Raw genomic sequence first — 26,340 nt, forward strand, 5'->3', positions numbered from 1 at the left:
GCGGTGACGAAGATGCAGGTCTATGCGTGTCGCCGCCGCGGGCTCGTGATCACGAACCCCGCCACCAGCCACGCGGCCACCGCGACCAGCGATCCGATGCCGAAGGCGCGGGACGCGCCGTGGGTGAGGATGTCGGCCGGAGTGCCGGTGGCGTGCCGGGTCGCCGTGCCGTACACCGTGACCAGGACCGCGAGTCCGAGGGTGCCGCCCAGCCACTGCAAGGTCTGCAGCAGACCGGACGCGGCACCCGCCTCCCGCGGCCCGATACGGGCGAGGATCGTCGCGTTGAGCGGCATGAAGCTCAGGCCGACGCCCACGCCGAGCAGCAGCAGCGGACCGAGCAGCCCGGTGGCGTAGCCGTCGCCGGGCCGCAGCCGCCACAGCCAGCCGCCGGCGGCGACGAGCAGGGCGATGCCGGTCAGCAGCACCGGCTTGGTCCCGAAGCGGGCCAGCAGCTTCGGCAGCAGGCGCACCATCGTGAACATGGCCAGGGTCATGGGCAGGAACGCGAGCCCGGCGCGCAACGGGCTGTACTCCAGGACCTGCTGGCAGATGAGGGTGAGGAAGTAGAAGGCGCCGAACATGCCCGCGGGCAGCAGCATGAGGGTGAGGTAGCCACCCGCCCGGTCCCGGTCGGCGAACAGCCGCAGCGGCATGATCGGCTGGCCGGTCCGGGACTCGATCAGGGCGAAGCCCGACAGCAGCGCAGCGGCGCAGCTGAAGCCGAGCAGGGCCCTGATGTCGGTCCAGCCGTCCTCGGAGACCCGGATGAACGCGTACACCAGGGAGGTCATCCCGGCCGTACCGGTCACCGCGCCCGCGAGGTCGAAGCGGCCGGCGTGCCGCGGGGTCTCGGCGACGAACCGGGGCAGGGCCGCGAACAGGGCGATGCCGATGGGCACGTTGATGAGCAGGGCCCAGCGCCAGGAGGCCCACGAGGTGAGCATGCCGCCCAGGACCAGGCCGACGGAGCCGCCGATGCCGGCCACGGAGGAGTAGACGCTCAGGGCGTGATGACGGCGCGGGCCCGGGGGGAAGTTGGTGGTGATCAGGGCCAGGGTGCTGGGCGCGATCAGCGCGGCGCCCACGCCCTGCAGCGCCCGTGCCGTGAGCAGCCAGCCGCCCTCCGCGGCGACCCCGCCGAGCAGCGAGGAGAGCGCGAACAGCAGCGCTCCGGCGCCGAGCGTACGACGGCGGCCGACGATGTCGCCGACGCGCCCGCCGAGCAGCAACAGGCCGCCGAAGGCGAGGGTGTAGGCGTTGAGCACCCAGGACAGGCCGGTGCGGCTGAACCCCAGGCCCCGCTGGATGTCGGGCAGCGCGACGTTGACGACGGTGGAGTCGACGCCGACCATCATGTAGGCGGTGACGATGACGAGGAGGGCGGTGCCGAGCCTGGCGGGGTGCGCGGAGTCCGGCGGGGCGTCGGCTGCGGTGGACGGGGCGGACGGGCTGGACGGGGCGGACATGAGGTTCTCCCGGTCTGTGCGTCCCCGGCACGGGGCATGGGCAGGTACGGGCAGGCGGACTGCCCGGAGCACGTCGAGCACACGCGATAAGCGGGGACTGTCTCCGCTTAGTGTTCGATAAGATACGGAGAGAGTCCCCGGTTCGCAAGGAGTAACTGGATGACGCAGGTCAGGCCCATGCGCGCGGATGCCCGCCGCAACTACGAGCGGCTGCTGAAGGTCGCCGTCGAGGCCTTCGCCGAGCATGGGGAGAACGCGTCGCTGGACGACATCGCCAAACGGGCGGGCGTCGGCTCCGGCACGCTCTACCGGCACTTCCCGACCCGGCAGGCGCTGCTGGAGGCCGCGTTCGTGGACCGGCTGGAGGGGCTGGCCGCGAAGGCCGACGAGTTCGCCGCGGAGCTTGCGCCGAGCGCGGCACTGACCGAGTGGCTGAACGAACTGTGCCTGGCCACCATCCAGGTGCGCGGCCTGAAGACGCTGCTGGGCTCGGCCGTCACGGACGGCAGCTCCGCCACGGTCACGGCCTGCGGCGTCACGGTCCGCGGCGCGGCGACCCGCCTGGTGGACGCGGCGAAGGAAGAGGGCACCCTGCGCCCGGACATCGAGCCGATCGAACTCCTGCGCCTCGCGCACGGGCTGGCCACGGCCTCGGAACTGGCCAACGGGCAGGGCAAGGAGATCCGGCGCTATCTGTCACTGCTCACGGAGGGGTTGCGGCCATAGCGCCCACAGCCGCACACCCGTCGCCGGACTCGGGTCAGAGCGCCTCCGCCCCCGGCTTCACCATGTTCCGTACCGTCCGCGCCTTCACGAACGAGCCCATCGCGGTCATGTCCCACTCGCCGGAGAACTGCCGGACCAGCTTCGCCATCATCACGCCCGTCTGCGCCTCGGCGTTGGTGAGGTCGAAGCGGACCAGCTCCTCGCCGGTCGCGGCGTCCAGCAGACGGCAGTAGGCCTTGGCGACCTCCGTGAACTTCTGGCCGGAGAAGGAGTTGACGGTGAAGACCAGGCCGGTGACCTCCGGGGGGATCCGGCCGAGGTCCACCGCGATCACCTCGTCGTCGCCGCCTCCCTCACCGGTGAGGTTGTCGCCCGAGTGCTTGATCGCGCCGCCCAGGATGGACAGCTTGCCGAAGTAGCAGCTGTCGACATGGTCGCGCTGCGGGCCGTACGCGATGACCGACGCGTCCAGGTCGATGTCCTTGCCCCGGAACGCCGGCTCCCAGCCCAGCCCCATCATGACCTGGGAGAGCAGCGGGCGGCCGCCCTTGACCAGGGACACGGTCTGGTTCTTCTGGAGGCTGACCCGGCCCTTGTCGAGGTTGATCTTCCCGGTGCCCGGGGCGGGGGCGGGCGGAGCGGCCGGGACCGGGGGAGCGGCGGGCGGGGCCACCACCGTGGGCGCCGTCGGCTGGGGCGCCGTCGGCTGGGGGGCGGCCGGGGCCGGTTCCTCCACCGTCACGCCGAAGTCGGTGGCGATGCCGGCCAGCCCGTTGGCGTACCCCTGGCCGACCGCGCGGGCCTTCCACGCGCCGTTCCGCAGGTAGATCTCCACGACCACCAGGGCCGTCTCCGTGCCGAGCTGCGGAGGCGTGAAGGTGGCCAGCACCGAGCCGCCGTCCGCGTCGCGGATCGTCGCCGTCGGCTCGATGCCCTGGAAGGTCTGGCCCGCCGCGTCCGGACTGGCCGTGACCACGATCTTCTCGATGCCCGGCGGGACCGACGCGGTGTCGACGATGATCGCGTCGGGTGCCGTGCCACCGCCCGAGTGGTAGGTCACGCCCGCGCCCGCCGGCTGGTTGTAGAAGATGAAGTCGTCGTCGGAGCGCACCTTGCCGTCGCCTGTGAGCAGCAGGCCCGACACGTCGAGCCGCACGGGGGCGGCGACGTCCACCGCCACCCGGGAGACCGCAAGAGGGATGTTCGAGCCAGGGGTCATAGCTGTCATGCCGGGTGAACGAACGACCTGGCTTTACCGTTCCCTTAAACTTCCACGGCACCACAACTCTTCTACGGCACCACCACAATCTTCCGCCCCACGCCCGACGCGAACTGCTCCAGCGCCTGCGGGTAGCTGTCGAGTGGCAGCCGGTCGCTGATGAAGACCTCCGGATCCAGGACCCCGTTCGCGAACAGCTCCGCCGCGCGCTCGTAGCTGTGCAGGACGGCCATGGAGCCGGTGATGGTGATCTCCTGGTTGTAGATGCGGTACGGGTCGATCGTCACCCGGGTCGCGTAGTCGGCGACGCCGAACTGGAGGAACGTGCCGGCCTTGGCGACCCGGCCCAGGCCGTCCTGGATCGCCGCCGCGTTCCCGGTCGCGTCGATCACCACCTCCCAGCCCCGCGGCCGGTCCAGTTCGTCCGCGTTCGCGGCGGTCGCCGAGACGCCCAGCCGCCGGGCGGTCTCCAGGCGGGCCGGGTTCAGGTCGACCACGTCGACACTTGCCGCGCCGGTCCGCTTGGCCAGCTCCAGCATCATCAGGCCCATGGTCCCCGAGCCGTAGATGAGCACCTGCGCGCCCAGCCTCGACTTCAGGACGTCGTAGCCGCGCACCGCGCACGACAGTGGTTCTACCAGGGCCGCGTCCTGGGTGCGGACGTGCTCGGGGAGCTTGACGCAGTTGGCGACGGGGGCGACGGCGTACTGCGCGGCGCCGCCGGGTACCGTCACGCCGATCGCGGCCCACCGCTCGCAGAGGTTGTTGTGGCCGTCCCGGCAGTAGCGGCACTCGTAGCAGTACAGGGACGGGTCGACCGCGACCCGGTCGCCGATCGCCACCTCGGTCACCTGGGAGCCGACGCCGACCACCTCGCCGGCGAACTCGTGGCCCGGCACGATCGGCAGCTTGGGCGCGAACTCGCCCTGGAGGATGTGCAGATCGGTCCCGCACAGCCCGCACGCGGCGACTTCCACCACGACCTCGCGGGGGCCGGGTGCCGGGTCGGGGACCTCGGTGACGACGGCACGGCCCACGGACTCGATGACGGCGGCCTTCATTTCACGGCTCCCAACGACAGGCCCTGGACCAGCTTGTCCTGGGCGGTGAACCCCGCGGCGAGCACCGGCAGGGAGACGACGAGCGACGCGGCGCACACCTTCGCCAGGAACAGGCCCTGGCTGGTGATGAAGCCGGTCAGGAAGACGGGGGCGGTCTCGGCGACGACGCCCGTCAGGACCCGGGCGAAGAGAAGTTCGTTCCAGCTGAAGATGAAGCAGATCAGGGAGGTCGCGGCGATGCCGGGCAGGGCGATCGGGGCGACCACGCGCGCGAGGATCGTCGGCAGACGGGCGCCGTCGATCTGCGCCGCCTCGATCACCGCGACCGGGACCTCGGCGAGGAAGGACTGCATCATCCACACCGCGATCGGCAGGTTCATGGAGGTGTAGAGGATGACCAGGAACCAGATGTTGTCCAGCATCCCGGTGTTCTTCGCGAACAGGTAGATCGGCAGCAGGCCGGCGACGACCGGCAGCATCTTCGTGGACAGGAAGAAGAACAGGACGTCCGTCCACTTCTTCACCCGCCGGATCGACAGCGCGTACGCCGCCGGGAAGGCCAGGACGAGGACGAAGAGGGTGGAGACGATCGAGGCGACCGCCGAGTTGACCAGCGCCGGCCAGGGGCTCGCGCCGCCGCCCGCGCCGAAGAACTCGCGGTAGCCGTCCAGGGTGAGGGCGGCGCCGAAGGAGGGCGGGTTGGTCGCCGCGTCCGCCTCGGAGTGGAAGGACGTCAGCGCCATCCAGGCGATGGGGAAGAAGAAGACGATGCCGACCAGCCAGGCCACCAGGCCGATGCCGAGGCCCCGGTGCTGCCGGATACGTGGGGCGATGGTGCTCATGCGCGGGACACCTCCTCGCGGAACAGGGACGACACCACGCGCAGGGCGAAGGTCGCGATGATGATCGAGCCGATGACCACCAGGACGCCGGCGGCCGAGGCGAGGCCGTTCTCGTGGGCCTGGTAGAAGCTCTGGTACACGGTGTAGGGGAGGTTGGCGGTGCCCAGGCCGCCGGAGGCGATCGTGAAGACGGCGTCGAAGTTCTGGACGATGTAGATGCAGCCGAGCAGGGCGCCGAGTTCGAGGTAGCGGCGCAGGTGCGGGAGCGTCAGATGGCGGAAGATCTGCCATTCGTTCGCGCCGTCCACGCGGGCGGCCTCGATCTGCTCGGGGTCCCGGCTCTGCAGCCCGGCGAGCAGGATCAGCATCATGAACGGCGTCCACTGCCACACCAGGGCGGCCTCCACGGCCAGCAGCGGGGTGCCCGAGATCCAGTCGGGCTGCGGCCCGCCGACGTAGTGCAACAGGCCGTTGAGCAGGCCGTACTCGGGGTTGTAGAGGACGTGCTTCCAGAGCAGGGCGGCGGCCACCGGGACCACCAGGAACGGGGCGATCAGCAGGGTGCGGACGACGCCCCGGCCGCGGAACCTGTTGTTCAGGAGCAGCGCCAGCGCGAGGCCGAGGACCAGGCTGACCAGGACCACGGTCACCGTGAGCAGCACGGTCGTCCAGACCGAGTGACGCAGGTCGGCGTCGGTCAGGACCTGGCGGTAGTTGTCGACGCCGGCGAAGTGACGGGCCTTCGGGTAGAGGGCGTTCCAGTCGAAGAAGGAGATGACCACCGTGGCCACGAAGGGCAGCTGGGTCACGACGATCATGAACACCAGGGCGGGCAGCAGGGGGGCCCGGGTGGCCCAGGCGCGCAGGCGGGCGGAGGGCGGCCGCGAGGCGCGCACGGGTGTCGCTGCGTAGGGGGCTGTCGTCGCGGTCATCGTCCCTCGTACTCCTTGGAGATCTTCTCGGCGAGCTGCTGGGACTTCTCGAGGGCCGAGTCGACGGACTGCCGTCCGGCGATGGCCGAACTGATCTCCTGGGAGACCTTGGTGCCGAGATCGGTGAACTCGGGGATGTCGACGAACTGGATGCCGGGCGCGGGCCGCGGCTGAACGCCGGGGTCGTTCGGGCGGGCGCCCTCGATGGCCTCCTTGGTCATCTCCTGGAAGGCGGCGGCCGACTTCACGTAGTCGGGGTTCGTGTACGTCGACGCCCGCTTGCCCGCCGGGACGTTGGACCAGCCGCTGGTCTCGCCGACCAGCTGCTCGTACTGCTTGCTCGACGCCCAGGAGACGAACTTCCAGGCCTTGTCCGGGTTGCGGGAGGCCTTCTGGATGCCCCAGGCCCAGGTGTAGAGCCAGCCGGCGGACTCGGTCTGCTCGACAGGCGCCGGAGCGTAGCCGAGCTTGCCCTTGACCGGGGAGCCGTTCGCCTCCAGGAGGCCGGCCGCGCTGGTGGCGTCGTACCACATGGCGACCTTGCCCTGGGTCATGTTGTTGAGGCACTCGGCGAAGCCTGACTGCGGGGCGCCGGACTCGCCGTGTGCGCGGACCAGGTCGACATAGAACTTCGTCGCCTTCTCGAAGCCCGACCCGGTCAGCCGGGCCTTCCAGCCCTTGTCGAACCAGGTGCCCCCGAAGGTGTTCACGACCGTGGTCAGCGGTGCCATCATCTCGCCCCAGCCGGGCAGGCCGCGCAGGCAGATGCCGCGCATGCCGGACTGCGCGCCGTCCGCCTTGGCGGCGAGGTCGGCGACCTGCTGCCAGGTGGGGTGGGCGGGCATCGTCAGGCCTTTCGCCGCGAACACGTCCTTGCGGTACATCAGGAACGACGACTCGCCGTAGAAGGGCTCCCCGTAGAGCTTGCCGTCGTCGGCGGTCAGGGACTCGCGCATCGGCTGCAGGATGTCCTGCTGGTCGAAGCCCGGGTCCTTCGCGACGTACGAGTCCATCTCGTGCAGCCAGCCGTTGCGGGCGTAGATGGGTATCTCGTAGTTGGACAGGGTGGCCACGTCGTACTGGCCGGCCTGGTTGGCGAAGTCCTGGCTGATCTTGTCGCGGACGTCGTTCTCGGGCAGGACGGTGAAGTTGACCTTGATGCCGGTCTCCTTGGTGAAGCGCGGGGCGAGCTTCTGGAGTTCCGTCATCTGGGGGTTGTTGACCATCAGCACGTTGATCGAGTCGCCGCCGGAACCGGACCCGCCCGCACCGACCCAGCAGCCGGAGAGCAGCGGGGCGAGCAGCGTCCCTGCGGCGGCCATGGCGAGGGTGACTCGCGGCCTCCGTCGGCTCGGGGTTCGCATGGATCGCTCCTGGAGGAATCGGGATATATAGGGCAGTGGTGGGTGTGGAAAGCCCTCGGAGGGGGCGGTGGTGGGTCAGACCCGGATGACCTGCGGGCCCAGCAGGGAGTAGCGGTGGGCCTCGGCCGTGGGGAGCAGGGTGCTCGTCACGATCGCCTCCAGGGCGCCGATCTCGGCGAAGCGGCAGAAGCTGACGGCTCCGAACTTGGTGTGCACGCCCGCGAAGACCGTCCGGCGGGCGGCCCGTACCGCCTGCGCCTTGACCTCGCTGACGGCGGGGTCCGGGGTGGTCAGCCCGTGTTCGCGCGAGATGCCGTTGGCACCGATGTAGGCGAGATCGAGAACGAAACCGGCGAGCATCTTCGTCGTCCAGTGGTCGACGGTCGCCAGCGTGCCGGCCCGGACCCGGCCCCCCAGCAGCAGGACCGACATGTTCTCGGTCTCGGCCAGCGCTCCCGCGACCGGCAGCGACGCCGTGACCACGGTCAGCGGCCGGTCCGTCGGCAGCGACTCGGCGATGAGCTGGGGGGTGAAGCCCTCGTCGACGAAGACGGTCTCGGCGTCGCCCAGCAGCTCGGCGGCGGCCGACGCGATCCGGCGCTTCTCCGGGACATGGCTGGTCGACCGGAAGGCGAGCGTGGTCTCGAAGCCGGCGCTCTCGACGGGATACGCGCCCCCGTGGGTACGGCGCACCAGGCCGTGGTCCTCCAGGGCGCGCAGGTCGCGCCGGATGGTCTCCTTGGCCACGCCCAGGGCGTCGGCGAGCGCGGTGACGTCGACGGAGCCGGTGGCACGCGCGGCCCGCACGATCTCGCGCTGGCGTTCTTCCGCCGTCTGCGTGCTCATCCCGTCACCCACTTCCTCGTGGAACCGCACGGAGCCGCGTGGGGCCGCGTGGAGCTGCCCGTTCGGGCCATGCAGCAAGTTCTACAGCGGGCGTGCGGGGCTGACCAGGCCTGTTGCGGGCCCGATACTGCCCGTGTGTGCCCGTTTGCCGGGCGGAGTGCCCGCCTCGGACCTGCGCGGCTGCCGCGGGAGGGGTGGGAGCGGGCGGCCCGGATGCCCGAACACGGCGGCGGGCGGGCCCGTTCGGTGCCCGCCCGCCGCCGTGGGTGACCGTTTTCCGCCGCCCGGCGTGCTGCTCAGTACGGCCAGACGGGCGGGTCGTCGACGAAACGGCCGCCGAGGTGGGTGTGGGCGGGCTTCTCCGGGTCCAGTTCGCCGTGCTCGGCGATCAGCTTCGCGGCGAACTGCTCGGAGTCGTCCTGCGGCTCGTAGCCGAGCGCCCGCGCGGTGCTCAGGTCCCACCACAGCCGGGTGTTGGCGGAGGAGCCGTAGACGACGGTGTGGCCGACCTCCTCGGCCGTCAGCGCCGCGTGGAAGAGGCGGGCGCCGTCGGCGGGGCTCATCCACACCGAGAGCATCCGTACGTCGGCCGGTTCCGCGAAGCAGGAGCCGATGCGGACGGAGACCGTCTCCAGGCCGTGCTTGTCCCAGTACAGCTGGGCGAGGTCCTCGCCGAACGCCTTGGACAGGCCGTAGAAGGTGTCCGGGCGGCGCGGGGTGTCGACCGGGATCAGCGGGTCGCCCGCGGTCGGTGCCGGGGTGAAGCCGACGGCGTGGTTGGAGGAGGCGAAGACGATGCGCGGCACGCCGGCCTCGCGGGCGGCCTCGTACAGGTTGTAGGTGCCCTCGATGTTCGAGCGGAGGATCTTCTCGAAGGGCGCCTCCAGGGAGATCCCCGCGAGGTGCAGGACCGCGTCCACCCCTCGTACGGCCTCCCGCAGCGCGTCCCTGTCGCCGAGATCGGCGGTGATCGCGTCCGGTTCGCCCTCGACCGGACGCACGTCGAACAGGCGCAGCTCGTAGCCGTACTCCGGGAGCAGGGACCGCATCAGGGTGCCGAGTCCGCCGGCGGCACCGGTGAGCAGTAGCGTGCGGGGCGTGGGCATCCACGGTCTCCTTGGATCGACACCGGTCGCGTCCGTGTATGGCATTCACATTCATGGACACGCTAGGGAGATATGGCGTGCCGAGTCAAGTGTGCCGTGGAGTGCGGCAATCTGCTCGACTGTTGGTCGTTTGTCGCCTTGACCGGCCCTGAGGCGGCCTCGTAACGTGGTCGCGTTCATGAATATGGACGCCGATCAGAGACATGCATCAGCAGCACGATCTGCGTCGACCGCCTCGACAGGGAGCGCCCGTGACGCCAGCCCCTCTCGCCGCCCGGCTCCGTGACCCGCGCGGGCCGCTCTTCTTCCCCGTCACCGCCTACGGCCCCGACGGCTCCCTCGACCTCGACGCCTACCGCGAGCACGTCCGCCGGGGCGTCGAGGCGGGCGCCGCCGCCGTCTTCGCCTGCTGCGGCACCGGGGAGTTCCACGCGCTGCTCCCGGAGGAGTTCGAGGCCTGCGTGGGCGCGGCCGTGGAAGCGGCCGGCGGGCGGGTACCGGTGGTGGCCGGCGCCGGCTACGGCACCGCACTCGCCGTACGCTACGCGCGTCTCGCCGCGGCCGCGGGCGCCGACGGCCTGCTCGCCATGCCGCCCTACCTGGTGGTCGCCGGCCAGGAGGGCCTGCTCCGGCACTACCGCGAGGTGGCGGCGGCCACCGAGCTCCCCGTGATCGTCTACCAGCGCGACAACGCCGTGTTCACCCCGCCCACGGTCGTCGAACTCGCCCGCACCGAGGGCGTCATCGGCTTCAAGGACGGCCTCGGCGACCTGGACCTCATGCAGCGCATCGTCAGCGCCGTCCGCACCGAGGTTCCCGGCGACTTCCTCTACTTCAACGGCCTGCCCACCGCCGAACAGACCCAGCTCGCCTACCGGGCCATCGGCATCGACCTCTACTCCTCCGCCGTCTTCTGCTTCGTCCCGGAGATCGCCCTCGCCTTCCACGCCGCGCTGCGCGAGGGGGACCGGGCGACGGCCGAGCGCCTGCTGGACGGCTTCTACCGCCCGTTCGTCGAACTCCGCGCCCAGGGCCGGGGATACGCCGTCTCGCTGGTCAAGGCGGGCGTACGGCTGCGCGGCCTGGACGTCGGCGAGGTCCGCCCCCCGCTGCACGAGCCGGCCGAGGACCATGTGAAGCAGCTCGCGCAGCTGATCGAACGCGGGTACGCACTGCTGGAGGGGAACGCGTGACGCATCCCGGAGAGAGCCGGGCAGGGCGGCTGAAGACGTCGGCGTTCGTGTACCCCTGGGACGTCAACGGGGACCCCGCGGCCGCCGACCGCATCGCCGCACTCGGCGTCGACCAGGTGACCCTGGCCTCCGCCTACCACTCCACCCGCGCCCTGACCCCCCGCCACCCCCGCCACCGCATCGTCACCGCCGAACACGCGGCCGTCTACTACCCGGCCGACGACCGCTGGACGGGCCGGGAACTGCGCCCGTACCCGGCCGGCGACTGGGCCCCCGGCGACGCCCACGGCGAGGCGGCCGACGCCCTGCGCGGCGCCGGCCTCGAAGTCCACACCTGGGTGATCCTCGCCCACAACTCCCGCCTGGGCGCCGAGCATCCGGACACCTCCGTCGTCAACGCCTACGGCGACCGCTACCCCTGGGCCCCCTGCATCGCCCAGCCCGCCACGCGCGCGTACCTGGCCGACCTCGCCGCCGAGGCCGCCGTACGCCCGGGCGCGGCCGGCACCGAACTGGAGTCCCTCGGCTGGTACGGCCTCCAGCACCTGCACGCCCACGACAAGACCGCCGGGGTCGGCCTCGGGGACGCCGGCCAGTACCTGATGGCGCTCTGCTTCTGCCCCGCGTGCCGGACCGGGTACGGCGAACAGGGCCTGGACGCCGACGAGCTGGCCGCCGCCGTACGGGAGGCCCTGGAGCCGCTCTGGCGGGGCACGGGCGACGACGCCGGCTGGCCGACGGTGGAGAAGCTGCTCGGCGCGCCGGTGGCGGCGGCCACACGCGCGTGGCGCGACGGACAGGCCCGCACGCTCCAGGAGACGGCCGTCGCCGCGGTGCGGGCGGCGGCCTCCGAAGGCTTCCAGGTGCTGCTGCACGCCGACCCGGTGACGTACCACTGCGGGGCCAACGCGGGCGTGGACCCGGCCTGGATCCTCTCCGTGGCGGACGGCGTCGTGGTCCCCTGCGCGGGCGGTACGGCCCTGCTCGCGCCCTTCGCCGGACACGCGCGCGCGGACACGGTCCTGGCCGCCAACTTCACGGTGGTCTCCGGGATGGGCGGCAGTCCCGGGACCCTCGCGGCCGACGCGGACCGCGCCCGTGCGCTGGGCGCGACCGAACTACGGCTGTATCACGCCGGGTTGGCGTCCGACGGCGACCTGGCGGCGGTGCGGGAGGCGCTGCGCTGAGCCAGTGAGCCGGCGGTGAGGATCAGCGCCCCGCCGAAGACCGGCAACAGCAGCCGGTGGTCCACGAGTTCGACGAGGGCGGCCCCGGCGGCCAGTCCGGCCACGTTCGGTGTGAACATCAGCGTGTCGGCCGTCGCGGTCGCCCGCCCCAGCGCGGCGGCCGGGACCTCGCGCTGTACGGCGGTGTAGGCGGCGATCAGCACGCAGGGGAGGCCCAGGCCGCCGGCGAGGCTGCACGCGAGGAGTGCCATGTCACATGGCACCACCCGCCCGGCCACCGCCACCCCCGTCAGCGCGATCCCGCACGCCGCGAACCGCCGCTCCCCGAGCCGCCGCAGCGCGGGCCCAGCGACCAGCCCGGCGCCGACCGAGCCGACACCCTGGACGGCGTACATCACTCCCGTGTAGGCGGGGGAGTGCCCGAGGGCGTCCACGACGGCGTAGTTCATGCTGCTGCCGAGCGAGGCGAGGCACATCGTGGCGCCGCCGGCGCACACCAGCGGCCGCAGGGCCGGATGCGCCCAGAGCAGCCGGACCCCGTCGGCCGCCTGCCCGCGCCGGCTGCCGGGCGCCGCCCGTCCGGGCCGCTCGTCCCGCACCCGGAGCAGCGCGCACAGCCCTGCCGCCAGCACGAAGGTGCCGGCGTCCAGCAGCGCCACGCCCGGCCCGCCGTACGCCGTGTACAGGGCCGCGCCGGTCAGCGGAGCGACCAGCTTCATGCCCTCGCGGGCGGTCATCCGCAGCCCGTTGAAGTCGCCGAGCAGAGCCGGGTCGACGGCGGCGACGACCAGCGCGGAGCTCGCCGCGTCCTCGACTACGCCCGCCGCGCCGTAGAGCACGAGGACGGCGAGGAGCAGCCAGACGGAGGCGGGGGAGGAGACCGTCCACAGGGGCAGCAGGAGAAGCGCGAGGGCGAGGTTCGTCCGGACCACCAGGGGTTTGCGGCGGACGCGGTCGGCGAGGGCGCCGAGGACGGGGCCGAGCAGGGTGGGGGCCCAGAGGGCGGCGGTGCAGAGGGCGGCGAGCCCGTCGGAGCCGGTGAGGTCCTTGACCCAGACGCCGGACACGAGCCAGAGCGCGGAGGTGCCGAAGCCGGACACCACGACCCCGGTGAGGTACAGGGCGGCGTTGCGATCACGCAGCAGGCGGGCCACGGCCCAGGAGGTGGTGGTCGTCATGCCTGGTCATCGTGGGCCTAAGGCGGGGGCGGGGGGATCGGGAAGGTGCCTTAGAAGGACGCCGGAACGACGCCGGAACGAGGCGGGAACGAAGCGGCGAGACGTCGGTGGACAGAGCGCGGGCCCCCTGCGGCCCGCCCGGCGGAAATCCGTCGGAACCTGTCGGCAATGCCCATGGGGCGGGTGCGGCCGCGACCCTACCGTCGGCCTCATGCGCTACATCGCACCGATCCTCATCGGTCTCGTCTACGTCCTCCTCATGTCCCTCGTCCGCGAACCGCACCGGCGCCGCCTCAACGCGGTGATGGTGGCCGGAGCGGGCGCCGCGTACCTGAGCGGCGGCGGCCTGGGCGGCTGGGAGTTCGCGTTCACCGCACTGGCCACTTGTGTCGCCTACCGCGGCCTGGACTCCTGGACCTTCATCGGCGTCGGCTGGCTGATGCACACGACGTGGGACATCGTCCACGACATCAAGGGTTCGCCGCTGATCCCGTTCTTCCTCGACTCGTCGTTCGGGTGTGCGATCTGCGACCCGGTGATCGCGCTGTGGTGCTTCCTGGGCGGGGTGTCGGTGTGGCGGACCGATGAGTTTCGGAAGGCCGTGCGGTCCACCTCCTGACGGAGACGGAGCAGACGACCGAACCGGTGCACCGGGAGGCAGCGCGATGACTGGTACGACCATGATCGACCTCGGCCCGCAGACGAGGATCGTGGCGGAACTCGCGGAGCGGGTGACGGACGGGCAGCTGGCGGTGCCGACGCCCTGTCCGGACTACGCCGTCCGCCACCTGCTGGGCCATGTGGCGGGCCTGTCCGTGGCCTTCCGGGACGCGGCCCGCAAGGATCTGGGGGCCACCACCGACCACCGCCCCGACGCGTCGCTGCCGGCGCTCGTACCGGAGTGGCGGCAGGAACTGCCCAAGGCGCTCGACGCACTGGCGGAGGCCTGGCGGGACCCGTCCGCGTGGGACGGCATGACGCGCGCGGGCGGGATCGACCTGCCGGGCGGGGTGGCGGGCGCGGTCGTCGCCGACGAACTGGTCGTCCACGGCTGGGACCTGGCCCGGGCCACCGGCCAGGAGTACGTCCCCGATCCCGCGGCCCTGGAGGCGGCCTACGGCTTCCTGCGGATGGCGGCGGAGGGCGACCGCGGCCCGTTCGGCCCCCTCGTGCCGGTGCCGGAGGACGCGCGGCTGCTGGACCGGGCGGTGGGGCTGAGCGGCCGGGACCCGGGGTGGAAGCCGTAGAAGGACGCAAACGGTGAGCGGGCGAGGACCAGGATCCGTACTCTCCTCGCCATGCCCTTGAGCCTCACCGTCCTCGGCACCGCCTCCCCCTACCCCCGACCCGGCCGCCCCTGCTCCGGGTACCTGGTACGGGGCGGCGGCGCCGAGGTGTGGGTGGACGCGGGGACCGGGACCTTCGCGGAGTTGCAGCGGCACACGGATCCGGCGCGGCTCACGGCGATCTGGCTCTCGCACCTGCACGCGGATCACAGCGCGGATCTGCTGGCCGCCGCGTACGCGTACGCCTTCGGCGGCCTGACCCCGGCCGCACCGATCCCGGTCTACGCGCCGCAGGAGTGCGCGGCGCGCCTGGCGGGCTTCTTCGGCCGGCCGGACCCGGGCTTCCTGAGCGGAGTCTTCGACTTCCGGCCCCTGTACGACGGCCATGCCGTCCAGCACTGGAACCTGCGGCTCGCCGCCTGGGCGGTGTCCCACGACACGGAGGCCTACGGGCTGCGCGCCGAGTGCCAGGGGAGCGTGCTGGCGTACTCCGGCGACAGCGGCCCGTGCGCCGCCCTGATCGAACTGGCCACTCGGGCGGACGTCTTCCTGTGCGAGGCCGACCTCGACCGGCATCGCGAAGGCGAACGCATACACCTCACCCCCGAAGACGCGGGGCGGATCGCCCGGGAGGCCGGAGTACGCGAACTCCTCATCACCCACGTGGGCCCCGCCCTGACCCGCGAGATGGCGGCGGCCCGGGCCGGGGCGGCATCGGGACGGCCCACCGGCGTGGCACGGGAGGGGGAGGCGAGGGGGTTCTGAGGCGGCCGCGGCCGAAGCCGCGTCACTCTCCGCGGGCCGCCGCGCCCCGCTCCGCCCACCACGGCCGCAGGCTCCGCTCCGCGGCGCTCAGCACCTCGCCCGGAGGCAGCTCGTCCGCGCGCTCGATCACCACGACGTTCCACCCGTTCCGGGCGACCGCGGCGAGGGTCACCGCACGCTCGCGCGCCAGGTACGTCACCGCTGACGCGACATCCGTCACCGGCGGGCGCACCTCGTACCGGGCCAGCTTTCCGACATACCGGTCCAACCATCCCTCCCCCTCCCTCCCGGCGGCTCGGGACAGGGCGGACCCGGCGTTCCCGTCGAGAAAGACCATGACCGGGGAAACGGGCGCGAGCACCCTGGTGAGGTCGGTCAGGAACGCGTCGATCGTCTCCTCGTCGCGGCCCATGGCCAGCAGCGTCGGCACGAACGGCACCAGGGCGTCGGCGATCACCACGTCGACGCCGCTCGCCAGGACCGAGTCGACGAACTCGGCGGTCGCCGCGATCAGCAACCCCGGGCCGACGGTGCCGGTGGTACGGAAAGCCTCGGCCACCGCCGCGAACTGGGGCCTGGTCAGGACCTCCTCCTCACGGAAATGGTCCACCCGCAGTCCGGCGCCGGCCAGCCGGCGGGCCAGTCCGCCGCACAGTGTCGACTTGCCCACCCCGGGAGACGCTCCCCACACGCTGATCAGAACCGTCATGGCAGGCGAGCCTATGGTCCGGGCTCCCTCTCCCCGGCCACCTTTGTCAGAAGCATTGACGAAACACAGCCGCCCTCCTAGCTTCGTCCGCGTCGTACTTCATACGTCATATATGAGACGCGATATGCGAGATCAGATACGTCAGATCAGGCTCCGTACCTGATACGTGACCCCGAGAGGCGCGCATGACCTCTGTGCCCATGCCGATTCCGTCGCGCACGCAGTTCGTGCTGGACGCGATCAAACACCGCATCCTGACCGGGCAGCTGACGCCCGGTCAGGCCCTGGTGGAGACCGAGCTCGCCGCGCAGTTCGGGGTGTCCAAGACCCCCGTGCGGGAGGCGCTCAAGACCCTCGCCGGGACCGGGCTGGTCGTGATGAGCCAGTACAAGGGCGTCACGGTGCGCATGGTGGACGCGGACATGGCGCGGGAGGTCTACGACGTACGGCTGCTCCTCGAACCGGAGGCCCTCCGGCGGGCCGTGCAGCGCGCTGCTTCCCTCGACGCCGCCCGCGACGCCCTCACCCGCGCCGACAACGCCACCGACACCGCCGAACGCTCCCTCGCCAACCGCGACTTCCACCGCGCCCTCTACCTCCCGTGCGGCAACCCGCTCCTCGGCCGGATGCTCGACGAGGTCCGCGACCAGGCCGCCCTCGTCTCCGCCGTCGCCTGGGCCGCCTCCCCCTCCTGGGAACAGGAGGCCGGTGAGCACCGCGAGATCCTCCGGCTGGCGCTGGACGGCGACGCCGACGGCGCCGCCCGCACCCTGCACACCCACATCGCGTCCTTCGTCGACCGGGCGTTCCCCCGGGCGGCCGACCAGGAAGGCCAGCAATGAGCAGCGTGGCGTTCGAGACCCAACGGGCTGCCCTGGCCGACGTGGTGGCCATCCCGGTGACCCCCTTCGCCGCGGACGGCAGCGTCGACCAGGACGCCCTCCGGGCCCTGCTCCGCCGGCTCCTCGACGGCGGGATCCGCACCCTCACCCCGAACGGGAACACCGGCGAGTTCTACGCCCTGACCCTCGAAGAGCGGCGGCTGGTCACCGAGCTGACCCTCGACGAGACCGGGGACCGGGCGGTCGTCCTGGCCGGGGTCGGGCACGACGTCGCGACCGCCGTCGCCGCCGCCCGGCACGCCCGCGCGCACGGCGCACAGATGGTGATGGTCCATCAGCCCGTCCATCCGTACGTCTCGCAGGCCGGCTGGGTCGACTACCACCGGGCCGTCGCCGCGTCCGTCCCCGAACTCGGCATCGTCCCGTACGTCCGCAACGCCCAGCTCTCCGGCGCCCGCCTCGCCGAACTCGCCGGCGCCTGCCCCAACGTGATCGGCGTCAAGTACGCCGTCCCGGACGCCGCCAAGTTCGCCGCCTTCGCCCGGGACGCGGGGCTCGACCGCTTCGTCTGGGTCGCCGGGCTCGCCGAGCCCTACGCACCCTCCTACTTCTCGGCCGGCGCCACCGGTTTCACCTCCGGCCTCGTGAACGTCGCCCCGGCCGTCTCGCTGAACATGATTGAAGCGCTTCGATCCGGCGACTACCCGGCCGCCATGAAGGTCTGGGAACAGATCCGCCGGTTCGAGGAACTCCGGGCCGCGAACGGCTCCGCCGACAACGTCACCGTCGTCAAGGAGGCCCTCGCCGCCCTCGGCCTCTGCCGCCGCGACGTCCGTCCGCCCAGCAGGCAGCTGCCGGAGGAAGGGCGCGCCGAGGTCGCCGCCATAGCCGCCGGGTGGTCCCTGTGAGCCGCAGCGAGAACACCCCGCGCAAGCAGCCCGAGGAACTCCGCAGCCACCAGTGGTACGGCACCGAAGGGCTCCGCTCCTTCAGCCACCGCGCCCGCACCCGCCAGCTCGGCTACCTCCCCGAGGAGCACCTCGGCAAGCCGGTCATCGCGATCCTCAACACCTGGTCGGACATCAACCCCTGTCATGTGCACCTCCGTGACCGGGCGCAGGCGGTCAAGCGGGGCGTGTGGCAGGCGGGCGGATTCCCGCTGGAGTTCCCGGTCTCCACCCTCTCCGAGACCTTCCAGAAGCCGACCCCGATGCTCTACCGCAACCTCCTCGCCATGGAGACGGAGGAGCTGTTGCGGTCGTACCCGGTCGACGGGGCCGTGCTGATGGGCGGCTGCGACAAGTCCACCCCGGCCCTCCTCATGGGCGCGGCCTCGGTGGACCTGCCGGCCGTCTTCGTGCCCGCGGGACCCATGCTTCCGGGCCACTGGCGGGGCGAGGTCCTCGGCTCGGGCACCGACATGTGGAAGTACTGGGACGACAAGCGCGCCGGTCTCATCGGCGACTGCGAGATGGCGGAGCTGGAGAGCGGTCTGGCCCGGTCGCCCGGTCACTGCATGACCATGGGGACGGCCTCCACCCTCACCGCCGCCGCCGAGGCACTCGGCGTGACCGTGCCGGGCGCGTCCAGCATCCCGGCCGTCGACTCCGGGCACGACCGCATGGCCGCCCGGGCGGGGATGCGGATCGTCGAACTCGTCCACCGCGACCGGCGGCTCTCCCACCTCCTCACCCGCGACGCCTTCGAGGACGCCGTCACCACCGTCCTCGGGCTCGGCGGCTCCACCAACGCCGTCATCCACCTCATCGCCATGGCCGGCCGGGCCGGGGTACGGCTCACTCTCGACGACTTCGACCGCATCGCCCGCACCGTGCCCGTCCTCGCCAACGTCCGCCCCGGCGGCCGGAAGTACCTCATGGAGGACTTCCACTTCGCGGGCGGCCTCCCCGGCTTCCTCTCCCGCATCCCGGACCTGCTCCACCTGGACCGGCCCACGGTGTCGTACGACACCTACCGCGAGCAGCTCGCCGGCGCCCGGGTGCACGACGACGACGTCGTCCGGCCCCGCGGCAACCCGGTGGCCGCCGAAGGCGGGGTCGCCGTGCTGCGCGGCAACCTCTGCCCGGACGGCGCCGTCATCAAGCACATCGCCGCCGAACCGCACCTGCTGAAGCACACCGGTCCCGCCGTCGTCTTCGACGACTACCGGACCATGCAGCGCACCATCGACGACCCCTCCCTCGGGATCACCGCCGAGAGCGTGCTCGTGCTGCGCAACGCCGGGCCCAAGGGCGGTCCCGGCATGCCCGAGTACGGCATGCTGCCCATCCCCGACCACCTCCTCAAACAGGGGGTGCGGGACATGGTGCGGATCTCCGACGCCCGGATGAGCGGCACCAGTTACGGCGCCTGCGTGCTGCACGTCGCACCCGAGTCGTACGTCGGCGGGCCGCTCGCACTCGTCCGCAGCGGCGACTCCATCACCCTGGACGTCGAGGCACGCACCCTGCAGCTCGACGTGGACGACGAGGAGCTGGACCGGCGCAGGGCGGAGTGGACACCGCCGCCCGTGCGGTACGAGCGCGGGTACGGTGCGCTCTACGACCAGCAGATCACCCAGGCCGACACCGGCTGCGACTTCGAGTTCCTGGCCCGGCCGGGAGAAGTCCCGGATCCGTACGCGGGCTGACCCCCGTACGACGATCGTCGAAGCGCTTCAACCACGTGCATGGAGCAAGCGCTTCCCACACGCACCGTAACCGCCTACCCGTCACCCGGCCACCACCCCTCCCGGACGCCCTTCGGGCGGCCCCTGTCCATCGCGAACGGAGAACAGGTCATGGCCCAAGCCGCAGCCGTGGCGAAACCGCCCGCGCCACCCCGGCGGCGCCGTGCCTCCGCGGCGCCGCGCAGGCTGCCGTATCTGCTGATCGCCCCGGCGGCCCTGCTCATGCTGGGCTTCATCGCCTACCCGGTGCTCAGCGTCTTCTACTACAGCCTGCAGAACTACAACCCGACCAAGCCGTGGCGCAACGGGTTCGCGGGCTTCGGCAACTTCACGCAGGCCTTCGCGCACGACCCGCAGTTCTGGGACACGCTGACCTTCAGCGCCAAGTGGGTCGTGGTGGAGGTCGGGTTGCAGCTGCTGTTCGGGCTCGCGCTCGCGCTGATCGTCAACCAGACGTTCGTGGGGCGGGCACTGGGACGGGCGCTGGTCTTCTCGCCGTGGGCCGTCTCCGGGGTGCTGACCTCCGCGATCTGGGTGCTGCTCTACAACTCCCAGACGGGCATCACGCGTTACCTCGCCGACGCGGGCATCGGGTCGTACGGCACCAGCTGGCTCTCCGACCCCTCGACCGTCTTCCCGGCGGCCGTGGTCGCCGACCTGTGGCGGGGCGTGCCGTTCTTCGCGATCCTCATCCTCGCCGACCTGCAGTCCGTGTCCAAGGACCTGTACGAGGCGGCGGAAGTCGACGGGGCGAGCCGCCTCAAGCAGTTCTGGCACATCACCCTGCCGCACCTCAAGGACGCCATCGTGCTGTCCACGCTGCTGCGCGCGGTGTGGGAGTTCAACAACGTCGACCTGCTCTACACCCTGACCGGCGGCGGCCCGGCGGGGGAGACCACGACCCTTCCCCTCTACATCGCCAACACCAGCGTCGACGCCCACGACTTCGGCTACGCCTCCGCGCTGACCACGGTGGCCTTCGTGATCCTGCTCTTCTGCTCGATCGTCTACCTGCGGCTGAGCAAGTTCGGAGGCGAGGCGAAGTGATCACCGAGATCGCCCCCGAGGCCGAACCCGTCGTGTCCGCGCCCGCCCGGCCGCACCGGCGGCGCCGCGCCTGGGACGAGGTCCCCCGCTGGCAGATCTACCTCCCCCTCGGGATCTACCTCCTCTTCACGCTGGTCCCCTTCTACTGGATCCTGCTCTTCGCCCTCCGCCCGGCCGGCTCCACCTCGCTCGTCCCCTGGCCGGTCACCTTCGACCACTTCCAGAAGGTGTGGACCGAGCGCAGCTTCGGCACCTACTTCACCAACAGCGTCTACGTCGGCGTCGCGACCCTGCTGCTGACCACGGTCGTCGCGCTGGCCGGCGGCTACGCCCTCGCCCGCTTCGACTTCCGGCTCAAGCGCGGCTTCATGCTGGCCCTGCTCTGCTCGCAGTTCGTGCCGGGCACGCTGCTCCTGGTCCCGCTCTTCCAGATCTTCGCCAGGCTCCAGATGATCAACTCGCTCGGCAGTGTCGTCATCGCCGAGACGGTCTTCCAGCTTCCGCTGTCGATGATCCTGATCAGCGGCTTCATCAGGAACGTGCCGTACTCCCTGGAGGAGGCCGCCTGGGTCGACGGCTGCAACCGGCTCACCGCCTTCCGGATCGTCGTCCTGCCCCTGCTGCGGCCGGGGCTGGTCGCGGTCGGCTCCTTCGCCTTCGTGCACGCCTGGAACCACTTCCTGTTCGCCCTGATGTTCCTCTCCGACCAGAGCAAGCAGACCATCCCGGTCGGCCTCAACACCCTGATGAGCGCCGACAGCGTGGACCTGGGCGCGCTGGCCGCGGGCGGGATCATCGCCGCCGTACCCGTCGTGATCGTCTTCGCCTTCATCCAGAAGTGGCTGATCACCGGCTTCAGCGCGGGGGCGGTGAAGGGATGAGACACCTCGCGGACGGACCGGGGCAAACGCTTACCCTGCACCCAAAGATCGACAACGCAGGGAGGACGCTGTGAACACTTCACCCATCGACCTCGTTCTGGCAGGGGCGCGCGGACACGGCCGCTGGCACCTGGAGAACATCCGACGGCTCCAGGAGAAGGGCGTCGTACGCCTGGCCGGCATCTGCGAGCTGACCCCGCTGGGCGCCGACGAGCTGCCGGAAGGGCTCGGGCAGCCCGCCCAGTCCGCCGACTTCGGTGCCCTGCTCGACGCGACCGGCGCCCGGATCGCCGTGATCTGCACGCCCATCCCCACCCACACGGACCTCGCCCTGACGGCCGCCGAGCGGGGCGTGCACCTGCTCCTCGAGAAGCCGCCGGCGCCGTCGTACGCCGAGTTCCGGCGGATGGCCGACGGGGTCGCGAAGGCGGGCGTGGCCTGCCAGATCGGCTTCCAGTCGCTCGGCTCGCACGCCGTGCCCGCGATCCGGCGGCTGATCGCGGACGGTGCCGTCGGCGACGTGGTGGGGGTGGGGGGCGCGGGCGCCTGGGCCCGCCCCGAGGCCTAATACCGGCGGGCGCCCTGGGCCGGCAGGCGGCGGCTGAACGGCGTCGACGTCGTCGACGGGGTCCTCACCAACCCCCTCGCGCACGCCGTCGCCACCGGCCTCGCCCTGCTCGGCACCGACCGCGCCGAGGACGTCGCCCGCATCGAGACCGAGCTGCTGCGCGCCAACGACATCGAGTCCGACGACACCTCCTGCGTCCGCGTCACCACCCCGCGCGGCCCGGTCACGGTCGCCGCCACGCTCTGCGCCGAGGAACCGGGGGACCCGTACGTCCTGGTGCACGGCACCGGCGGCCGGATCACCCACTGGTACAAGCAGGACCGGGTGCTGGTGCAGCGGGCGGGCCACGGCCCGGAGGAGATCGAGTACGGCAGCACGGACCTGCTGGAGAACCTCGCCGACCACCTCACCACCGGCGCCGCTCTGCTGGTGGAACCGGACGCCACCGGCGCCTTCATGAAGGTCGTTGAAGCGATTCGACTGGCCGACGACCCGGTCGCGCTGCCCGCCGACGCCTGGCACCACCTGCCCGAGGACGGGCGCCGGGTGGTGACCGGTATCGACGGACTCGTCGCGGCCTGCGCCGACACCCTCTCCCTCTACTCCGAACTGGGCGCCCCCTGGGCCCCGCCGAACGAGGTGAGCCCATGACCGATGACGGACAGACGTACACCAACCCCGTCCTGAACGCCGACTGGTCCGACCCGGACGTCGTCCGCGCCGGCGACGACTTCTACCTCACCGCCTCCAGCTTCGGCCGCGTCCCCGGTCTGCCCCTGCTGCACTCCCGCGACCTGGTCAACTGGACCCTGGTCGGCCACGCCCTCGAACGCCTCGAACCCGAGGAGCGGTTCACCGCCCCGCGCCACGACCGCGGGGTCTGGGCACCCTCCTTACGGCACCACGACGACCGTTTCTGGATCTTCTGGGGCGACCCCGACCAGGGCATCTTCCAGGTCAACGCCCCGGAGATCAGGGGCCCGTGGAGCCGCCCGCACCTGGTGAAGGAGGGCCGGGGACTCATCGACCCCTGCCCGCTGTGGGACGACGAGACCGGCGAGGCGTATCTCGTCCACGCGTGGGCGAAGTCCCGCTCCGGCATCGACAACCGGCTGACCGGCCACCGGATGCACCCCGACGGCACCTCGCTGCTCGATGCCGGCAAGGTGATCGTGGACGGGGACCGGATACCGGGGTGGTTCACCCTGGAGGGCCCCAAGCTCTACCGGCACGACGGCTGGTTCTGGATCCTCGCCCCCGCCGGGGGAGTGGCGACCGGCTGGCAGGGCGCCCTCCGCTCCCGGGGCTTCTTCGGGCCGTACGAGGAACGGATCGTCCTGGAGCAGCGGGACACCGACGTCAACGGACCGCACCAGGGCGGCTGGGTGCGGACCCGGGACGGCGAGGACTGGTTCCTGCACTTCCAGCAGCGGGGTGCGTACGGCAGGGTCGTCCACCTCCAGCCGATGCGGTGGGGTGCGGACGGCTGGCCGGTGCTCGGGGACGCCGGCGCGCCCGTCGCCGTACACCCGAAACCCGCGCTGCCGGCGCAGCCGCCCGCCGCGCCCGCCACCGGCGACGACTTCCCCGGCGGGCGGTTCGGCCGGCAGTGGCAGTGGACGGCCAATCCGGGTGCGGGCTGGGCCACCCAGCACTCGGGGGACGGTCTGCGGCTGGCGTGCGTGCGCTCGGGGGATGCGCACGACCTGCGCCGGTTGCCGCATGTGCTGACCCAGCGGCTGCCCGGGGCGCCGTGCGCGGTCGAGGTCGAACTTCGGCTGGACGGCGCCGAGCCGGGGGCGCGGGCCGGGCTCGCCGTGCTCGGGGACGCCTTCGGCTGGATCGGGTTGGAGTGCGGGCCGGGCGGCGGCGTGCGGCTCGTGCACCGGTTCGCGCAGGCCACCGCCATGGGGGCGCCTCCCACGCCTTTCGGGCCGTGGGGGAGCGAACGGGACGCCGGTACCGCACGGCCCGCGCCCGAGGGGCGGGCCCGGCTGCGCATCGACATCGGCGCGGGGGCACGGTGCCGGTTCTCGTACGACGTCGGAGCGGGCCTCGTGCCGTCCGGACCGGTGTTCGCCGCCACGCCCTGGCGCTGGGTCGGCGCCCTGCTCGGCCTCTTCGCCGCCGCGCCCGAGGGACCGGGCGCCGCCGGGGCCGCCACCTTCACGCACTTCCGCGTCACTCCCTGCTGACCCCAGACAGAAGAGAGCCGATCAATGAAGAGCAGCATCCGCAGAAGCAGGCGCGCGGCCGTCGCCGTCGCCCTGGGTTCCGTGCTCGCGCTGACCGCCACCGCCTGCGGCGACGACGGCAGCGGCAGCGCGGGCGACAAGGGCGGCGAGGGCTCCGGGAAGGGCACGATCACCTTCTGGGACAACAACGGCGGTGTCCGCACCGACGTCTGGAAGGAGATCATCGCCGACTTCGAGAAGCAGAACCCCGACATCAAGGTCAAGTACGTCGGTGTGCCCGCCGCCAGTGTCCAGTCCAAGTACGACACCGCCATCCAGGGCGGCGGGCTGCCCGACGTCGGCGGGGTCACCACCGCGATGCTCGCGGAGGTCGCCGCGCAGGGCGCGCTGGAACCGCTGGACAGCCGGCTCGCGAAGAGCTGGCTGAACGGCAAGCTCAACGAGAAGTTCCTGGAGAGCGTGAAGTCGGCGGGCGGCGACGGAAAGACGTACTCCGTGCCGACCTCCGCGAACAACGGCACGCTCTGGTACCGGACCGACCTGTTCAGCGCGGCCAAGCTGGACCCGCCGACCACCTGGACGAACTTCTACGCGGCCGCCGACCAACTCACCGACCAGGCGAAGAACAGGTTCGGGTACACCATCCGTGGCGGCGAGGGCTCCATCGCCCAGGCGCTGGACGCCACGTACGGGCAGAGCGGGATCACCTCCTTCTGGAACGGTGACAAGACCACCGTCAACGACCCGAAGAACGTCACCGCGCTGGAGAAGTACGTCGGGCTGTACAAGAAGGACACCCCGTCCGCCGACGTCAACAACGACTTCACCAAGATGGTCGCGCAGTGGGATTCCGGCACGATCGGGATGCTGAGCCACAACCTCGGTTCCTATGCCGACCACGAAAAGGCGCTGAGCGGGAAGTTCAAGGGCATTCCGAATCCGACGCTGGACGACGGGACCCGGGTGCAGGTGTCCAACCCCGTGGACGGGCTCGGTCTCTTCAAGTCCGGCAAGAACAAGGCCGCCGCCTGGAAGTTCGTCGAGTTCGCCGCGGCCCACGAGGCCAACAGCAAGTGGAACGAGTCGGCGGGGCAGGTGCCGGCGAACAACGAGGCGGCACAGGACGCGTGGGTGCAGGCGTCGGAGCCGACGAAGCTGGCCGCCGAGGCGCTCAACGGGGCTACGACGAAGATCGTGCAGCTTCCTTACTATCTGCCGGACTGGAACACGATTTCCAAGGCCGACAACGAGCCGAACTTCCAGAAGGTGCTGCTCGGGAAGATGACGGCGAAGGAGTTTCTGGACACGCTGGCCGATCAGCTGGACAAGGCCCAGGCGGACTGGAAGAAGAACCACTGAGATCGGGTGGTTGCGGTTGTGGGGGACTGCGGGCTCGTTGTGGGCGGTCGCGCAGTTCCCCGCGCCCCCAAAAGAAACCTGAAAGGTGGACCCTCGTGTCACTCACCCGCAGACAGGTAACCTCGGCCGCCGTCGCCGCCGTTCCTCTCCTAGGGCGTTCTCCCGAGAACAACCGGCGCACTCTCTATATCGCCGGCGATTCCACCGCCGCCCAGAAATACGCCGACGCGGCGCCCGAGACCGGATGGGGAATGGCGCTTCCCTTCTTTCTCCGGAAGGAGGTCGCCGTCTCCAACCAGGCGGTCAACGGCCGGAGTTCCAAAAGTTTCGTCGACGAAGGGCGGCTCGACGCCATCCTCGCGGCCATCCGGCCGCATGACCTGCTCCTCGTCCAGTTCGCGCACAACGACGAGAAGAGCGACGACCCCACCCGGTACACCGAGCCCTGGAGCACGTACCAGGACTACCTGCGGCTCTACATCGAGGGTGCCCGCGCGCACAGCGCCCGGCCGGTGCTCGCCACGCCCGTCGAGCGGCGGCGGTTCGACGCCGACGGCAACGCCGTGCCGACGCACGGCGACTACCCGGCGGCGATGCGCGCGCTCGCCGCGCAGGAAAGGGTCGCGCTGCTCGACATCGAGGCGCTGTCGCTCGCGCTGTGGCAGGCCCTCGGGGTCGAGGCGACCAAGACGTACTTCAACTGGACGGACACCGAGCAGGACAACACGCACTTCAACCCGCCGGGGGCCATCGCCGTGGCCCGGCTCGTGGCGCAGGAGCTGCTGCGTACCCGGGTGCTGGCCCGGCACGACGTCGTCCGGCTGCACAAGGACATCCCCACCTCCTGGATCACCTGGCCACCCGCAAGCTGAGGAG

The 26,340-nt window shown here is 71.5% G+C and carries 24 protein-coding genes and 1 pseudogene; 15 read left to right on the forward strand and 10 right to left on the reverse strand.

The genetic code is table 11. The annotated features are described in order from the left end of the window. Window positions 1-20: 20 nt before the first annotated feature. A complete protein-coding gene (locus ACFY6U_RS15750; protein ID WP_390038405.1) occupies window positions 21-1,469 on the reverse strand; it encodes a DHA2 family efflux MFS transporter permease subunit in 1,449 nt (482 codons plus the stop codon). Between the two features lie 159 nt (window positions 1,470-1,628). Here ACFY6U_RS15750 and ACFY6U_RS15755 point away from each other — a divergent pair, with 159 nt between their 5' ends. Further along, window positions 1,629-2,195 carry a TetR/AcrR family transcriptional regulator gene (locus tag ACFY6U_RS15755; protein ID WP_390038407.1) on the forward strand — a complete coding sequence of 189 codons (567 nt, stop codon included), beginning with the start codon at window positions 1,629-1,631 and terminating at the stop codon, window positions 2,193-2,195. A gap of 34 nt (window positions 2,196-2,229) precedes the next feature. Here ACFY6U_RS15755 and ACFY6U_RS15760 read toward each other — a convergent pair whose 3' ends face one another. The 7 genes from ACFY6U_RS15760 to ACFY6U_RS15790 all read right to left on the reverse strand — a co-directional run bounded on the left by ACFY6U_RS15760 (window position 2,230) and on the right by ACFY6U_RS15790 (window position 9,565). Beyond that, window positions 2,230-3,414 carry a TerD family protein gene (locus ACFY6U_RS15760; protein ID WP_390038409.1) on the reverse strand — a complete coding sequence of 395 codons (1,185 nt, stop codon included), beginning with the start codon at window positions 3,412-3,414 and terminating at the stop codon, window positions 2,230-2,232. Window positions 3,415-3,485: 71 nt separating this feature from the next. Next, the gene (locus ACFY6U_RS15765; protein ID WP_390038411.1) at window positions 3,486-4,475 is read right to left on the reverse strand and encodes a zinc-dependent alcohol dehydrogenase family protein; all 990 of its coding nucleotides are present in this window, start codon (window positions 4,473-4,475) and stop codon (window positions 3,486-3,488) included. Then, a complete protein-coding gene (locus ACFY6U_RS15770; protein WP_390038413.1) occupies window positions 4,472-5,317 on the reverse strand; it encodes a carbohydrate ABC transporter permease in 846 nt (281 codons plus the stop codon). Before ACFY6U_RS15770 ends, ACFY6U_RS15765 begins: the two co-directional genes overlap by 4 nt. Further along, window positions 5,314-6,249 (reverse strand): carbohydrate ABC transporter permease, encoded by a 936-nt coding sequence (locus tag ACFY6U_RS15775; protein WP_390038415.1) that lies wholly within the window; start codon window positions 6,247-6,249, stop codon window positions 5,314-5,316. Before ACFY6U_RS15775 ends, ACFY6U_RS15770 begins: the two co-directional genes overlap by 4 nt. Beyond that, a complete protein-coding gene (locus tag ACFY6U_RS15780; RefSeq protein WP_390038417.1) occupies window positions 6,246-7,613 on the reverse strand; it encodes an ABC transporter substrate-binding protein in 1,368 nt (455 codons plus the stop codon). The genes ACFY6U_RS15775 and ACFY6U_RS15780 overlap by 4 nt, the downstream gene beginning before the upstream one ends. Window positions 7,614-7,688: 75 nt before the next feature. Continuing rightward, on the reverse strand, window positions 7,689-8,459 hold the full coding sequence (locus ACFY6U_RS15785) for a DeoR/GlpR family DNA-binding transcription regulator (RefSeq protein ID WP_390038419.1): 771 nt from the start codon (window positions 8,457-8,459) through the stop codon (window positions 7,689-7,691). A 296-nt stretch (window positions 8,460-8,755) separates the two neighbouring features. Beyond that, window positions 8,756-9,565, reverse strand: coding sequence for an NAD-dependent epimerase/dehydratase family protein (locus tag ACFY6U_RS15790; RefSeq protein ID WP_390038421.1), 810 nt, complete (start codon window positions 9,563-9,565; stop codon window positions 8,756-8,758). A gap of 251 nt (window positions 9,566-9,816) precedes the next feature. On the opposite strand from ACFY6U_RS15790, the gene ACFY6U_RS15795 reads away from it, so the two are divergent. After that, a complete protein-coding gene (locus ACFY6U_RS15795; protein ID WP_390038423.1) occupies window positions 9,817-10,758 on the forward strand; it encodes a 5-dehydro-4-deoxyglucarate dehydratase in 942 nt (313 codons plus the stop codon). Between the two features lie 29 nt (window positions 10,759-10,787). Then, a complete protein-coding gene (locus tag ACFY6U_RS15800) occupies window positions 10,788-11,945 on the forward strand; it encodes a hypothetical protein (RefSeq protein WP_390038673.1) in 1,158 nt (385 codons plus the stop codon). Here the strand turns inward: ACFY6U_RS15800 and ACFY6U_RS15805 are convergent. Beyond that, entirely contained in the window at window positions 11,888-13,123 is a 1,236-nt protein-coding gene (locus tag ACFY6U_RS15805) for an MFS transporter (protein WP_390038425.1), read from the reverse strand. The genes ACFY6U_RS15800 and ACFY6U_RS15805 overlap by 58 nt on opposite strands. Window positions 13,124-13,334: 211 nt before the next feature. Here ACFY6U_RS15805 and ACFY6U_RS15810 point away from each other — a divergent pair, with 211 nt between their 5' ends. From ACFY6U_RS15810 to ACFY6U_RS15820, 3 genes are read left to right on the forward strand one after another with little or no spacing between them, the layout of a single operon-like run. Beyond that, a complete protein-coding gene (locus ACFY6U_RS15810) occupies window positions 13,335-13,742 on the forward strand; it encodes a DUF6010 family protein (protein ID WP_390038427.1) in 408 nt (135 codons plus the stop codon). Between the two features lie 46 nt (window positions 13,743-13,788). After that, entirely contained in the window at window positions 13,789-14,370 is a 582-nt protein-coding gene (locus ACFY6U_RS15815) for a TIGR03086 family metal-binding protein (protein WP_390038429.1), read from the forward strand. A gap of 51 nt (window positions 14,371-14,421) precedes the next feature. Continuing rightward, window positions 14,422-15,174 (forward strand): MBL fold metallo-hydrolase, encoded by a 753-nt coding sequence (locus tag ACFY6U_RS15820; RefSeq protein ID WP_390038431.1) that lies wholly within the window; start codon window positions 14,422-14,424, stop codon window positions 15,172-15,174. Window positions 15,175-15,196: 22 nt separating this feature from the next. On the opposite strand, the gene ACFY6U_RS15825 is transcribed toward ACFY6U_RS15820, so the two are convergent. Next, window positions 15,197-15,883, reverse strand: coding sequence for a hypothetical protein (locus ACFY6U_RS15825; RefSeq protein ID WP_390038433.1), 687 nt, complete (start codon window positions 15,881-15,883; stop codon window positions 15,197-15,199). 185 nt (window positions 15,884-16,068) lie between these two features. Here ACFY6U_RS15825 and ACFY6U_RS15830 point away from each other — a divergent pair, with 185 nt between their 5' ends. The 9 genes and pseudogenes from ACFY6U_RS15830 to ACFY6U_RS15870 all read left to right on the forward strand — a co-directional run bounded on the left by ACFY6U_RS15830 (window position 16,069) and on the right by ACFY6U_RS15870 (window position 26,336). Further along, a complete protein-coding gene (locus ACFY6U_RS15830) occupies window positions 16,069-16,725 on the forward strand; it encodes a GntR family transcriptional regulator (protein ID WP_390038435.1) in 657 nt (218 codons plus the stop codon). Beyond that, complete coding sequence (locus tag ACFY6U_RS15835) at window positions 16,722-17,633, forward strand: dihydrodipicolinate synthase family protein (protein ID WP_390038437.1); 912 nt, start codon at window positions 16,722-16,724, stop codon at window positions 17,631-17,633. The genes ACFY6U_RS15830 and ACFY6U_RS15835 overlap by 4 nt, the downstream gene beginning before the upstream one ends. Further along, window positions 17,630-19,375: an L-arabinonate dehydratase gene (gene araD / locus ACFY6U_RS15840; RefSeq protein ID WP_390038438.1), complete on the forward strand. Its 1,746-nt coding sequence runs from the start codon at window positions 17,630-17,632 to the stop codon at window positions 19,373-19,375. Before ACFY6U_RS15835 ends, araD begins: the two co-directional genes overlap by 4 nt. Window positions 19,376-19,525: 150 nt before the next feature. Further along, entirely contained in the window at window positions 19,526-20,461 is a 936-nt protein-coding gene (locus ACFY6U_RS15845) for a carbohydrate ABC transporter permease (RefSeq protein ID WP_390038440.1), read from the forward strand. Continuing rightward, window positions 20,458-21,342 (forward strand): carbohydrate ABC transporter permease, encoded by an 885-nt coding sequence (locus tag ACFY6U_RS15850; protein ID WP_390038442.1) that lies wholly within the window; start codon window positions 20,458-20,460, stop codon window positions 21,340-21,342. Before ACFY6U_RS15845 ends, ACFY6U_RS15850 begins: the two co-directional genes overlap by 4 nt. Window positions 21,343-21,412: 70 nt before the next feature. Then, window positions 21,413-22,561 (forward strand): annotated as a pseudogene (locus ACFY6U_RS15855) (Gfo/Idh/MocA family protein). Continuing rightward, the gene (locus tag ACFY6U_RS15860) at window positions 22,558-24,105 is read left to right on the forward strand and encodes a family 43 glycosylhydrolase (RefSeq protein WP_390038444.1); all 1,548 of its coding nucleotides are present in this window, start codon (window positions 22,558-22,560) and stop codon (window positions 24,103-24,105) included. The pseudogene ACFY6U_RS15855 and the gene ACFY6U_RS15860 overlap by 4 nt, the downstream one beginning before the upstream one ends. 24 nt (window positions 24,106-24,129) lie before the next feature. Next, complete coding sequence (locus ACFY6U_RS15865; RefSeq protein WP_390038446.1) at window positions 24,130-25,464, forward strand: ABC transporter substrate-binding protein; 1,335 nt, start codon at window positions 24,130-24,132, stop codon at window positions 25,462-25,464. Window positions 25,465-25,559: 95 nt separating this feature from the next. Continuing rightward, entirely contained in the window at window positions 25,560-26,336 is a 777-nt protein-coding gene (locus ACFY6U_RS15870; protein ID WP_390038448.1) for a rhamnogalacturonan acetylesterase, read from the forward strand. Window positions 26,337-26,340 lie beyond the last annotated feature (4 nt).

It is taken from the genome of Streptomyces sp. NPDC013157 (assembly GCF_042899865.1).
Taxonomy (GTDB): domain Bacteria; phylum Actinomycetota; class Actinomycetes; order Streptomycetales; family Streptomycetaceae; genus Streptomyces.

Bases quoted from the DNA above. Each gene is read 5' to 3' on its own strand.
- ACFY6U_RS15750 (WP_390038405.1), bottom strand. From the start codon at position 1,469: ATGTCCGCCCCGTCCAGCCCGTCCGCCCCGTCCACCGCAGCCGACGCC.
- ACFY6U_RS15755 (WP_390038407.1), top strand. From the start codon at position 1,629: ATGACGCAGGTCAGGCCCATGCGCGCGGATGCCCGCCGCAACTACGAG.
- ACFY6U_RS15760 (WP_390038409.1), bottom strand. From the start codon at position 3,414: ATGACCCCTGGCTCGAACATCCCTCTTGCGGTCTCCCGGGTGGCGGTG.
- ACFY6U_RS15765 (WP_390038411.1), bottom strand. From the start codon at position 4,475: ATGAAGGCCGCCGTCATCGAGTCCGTGGGCCGTGCCGTCGTCACCGAG.
- ACFY6U_RS15770 (WP_390038413.1), bottom strand. From the start codon at position 5,317: ATGAGCACCATCGCCCCACGTATCCGGCAGCACCGGGGCCTCGGCATC.
- ACFY6U_RS15775 (WP_390038415.1), bottom strand. From the start codon at position 6,249: ATGACCGCGACGACAGCCCCCTACGCAGCGACACCCGTGCGCGCCTCG.
- ACFY6U_RS15780 (WP_390038417.1), bottom strand. From the start codon at position 7,613: ATGCGAACCCCGAGCCGACGGAGGCCGCGAGTCACCCTCGCCATGGCC.
- ACFY6U_RS15785 (WP_390038419.1), bottom strand. From the start codon at position 8,459: ATGAGCACGCAGACGGCGGAAGAACGCCAGCGCGAGATCGTGCGGGCC.
- ACFY6U_RS15790 (WP_390038421.1), bottom strand. From the start codon at position 9,565: ATGCCCACGCCCCGCACGCTACTGCTCACCGGTGCCGCCGGCGGACTC.
- ACFY6U_RS15805 (WP_390038425.1), bottom strand. From the start codon at position 13,123: ATGACGACCACCACCTCCTGGGCCGTGGCCCGCCTGCTGCGTGATCGC.
- ACFY6U_RS15810 (WP_390038427.1), top strand. From the start codon at position 13,335: ATGCGCTACATCGCACCGATCCTCATCGGTCTCGTCTACGTCCTCCTC.
- ACFY6U_RS15815 (WP_390038429.1), top strand. From the start codon at position 13,789: ATGACTGGTACGACCATGATCGACCTCGGCCCGCAGACGAGGATCGTG.
- ACFY6U_RS15820 (WP_390038431.1), top strand. From the start codon at position 14,422: ATGCCCTTGAGCCTCACCGTCCTCGGCACCGCCTCCCCCTACCCCCGA.
- ACFY6U_RS15825 (WP_390038433.1), bottom strand. From the start codon at position 15,883: ATGACGGTTCTGATCAGCGTGTGGGGAGCGTCTCCCGGGGTGGGCAAG.
- ACFY6U_RS15830 (WP_390038435.1), top strand. From the start codon at position 16,069: ATGACCTCTGTGCCCATGCCGATTCCGTCGCGCACGCAGTTCGTGCTG.
- ACFY6U_RS15835 (WP_390038437.1), top strand. From the start codon at position 16,722: ATGAGCAGCGTGGCGTTCGAGACCCAACGGGCTGCCCTGGCCGACGTG.
- ACFY6U_RS15845 (WP_390038440.1), top strand. From the start codon at position 19,526: ATGGCCCAAGCCGCAGCCGTGGCGAAACCGCCCGCGCCACCCCGGCGG.
- ACFY6U_RS15860 (WP_390038444.1), top strand. From the start codon at position 22,558: ATGACCGATGACGGACAGACGTACACCAACCCCGTCCTGAACGCCGAC.
- ACFY6U_RS15865 (WP_390038446.1), top strand. From the start codon at position 24,130: ATGAAGAGCAGCATCCGCAGAAGCAGGCGCGCGGCCGTCGCCGTCGCC.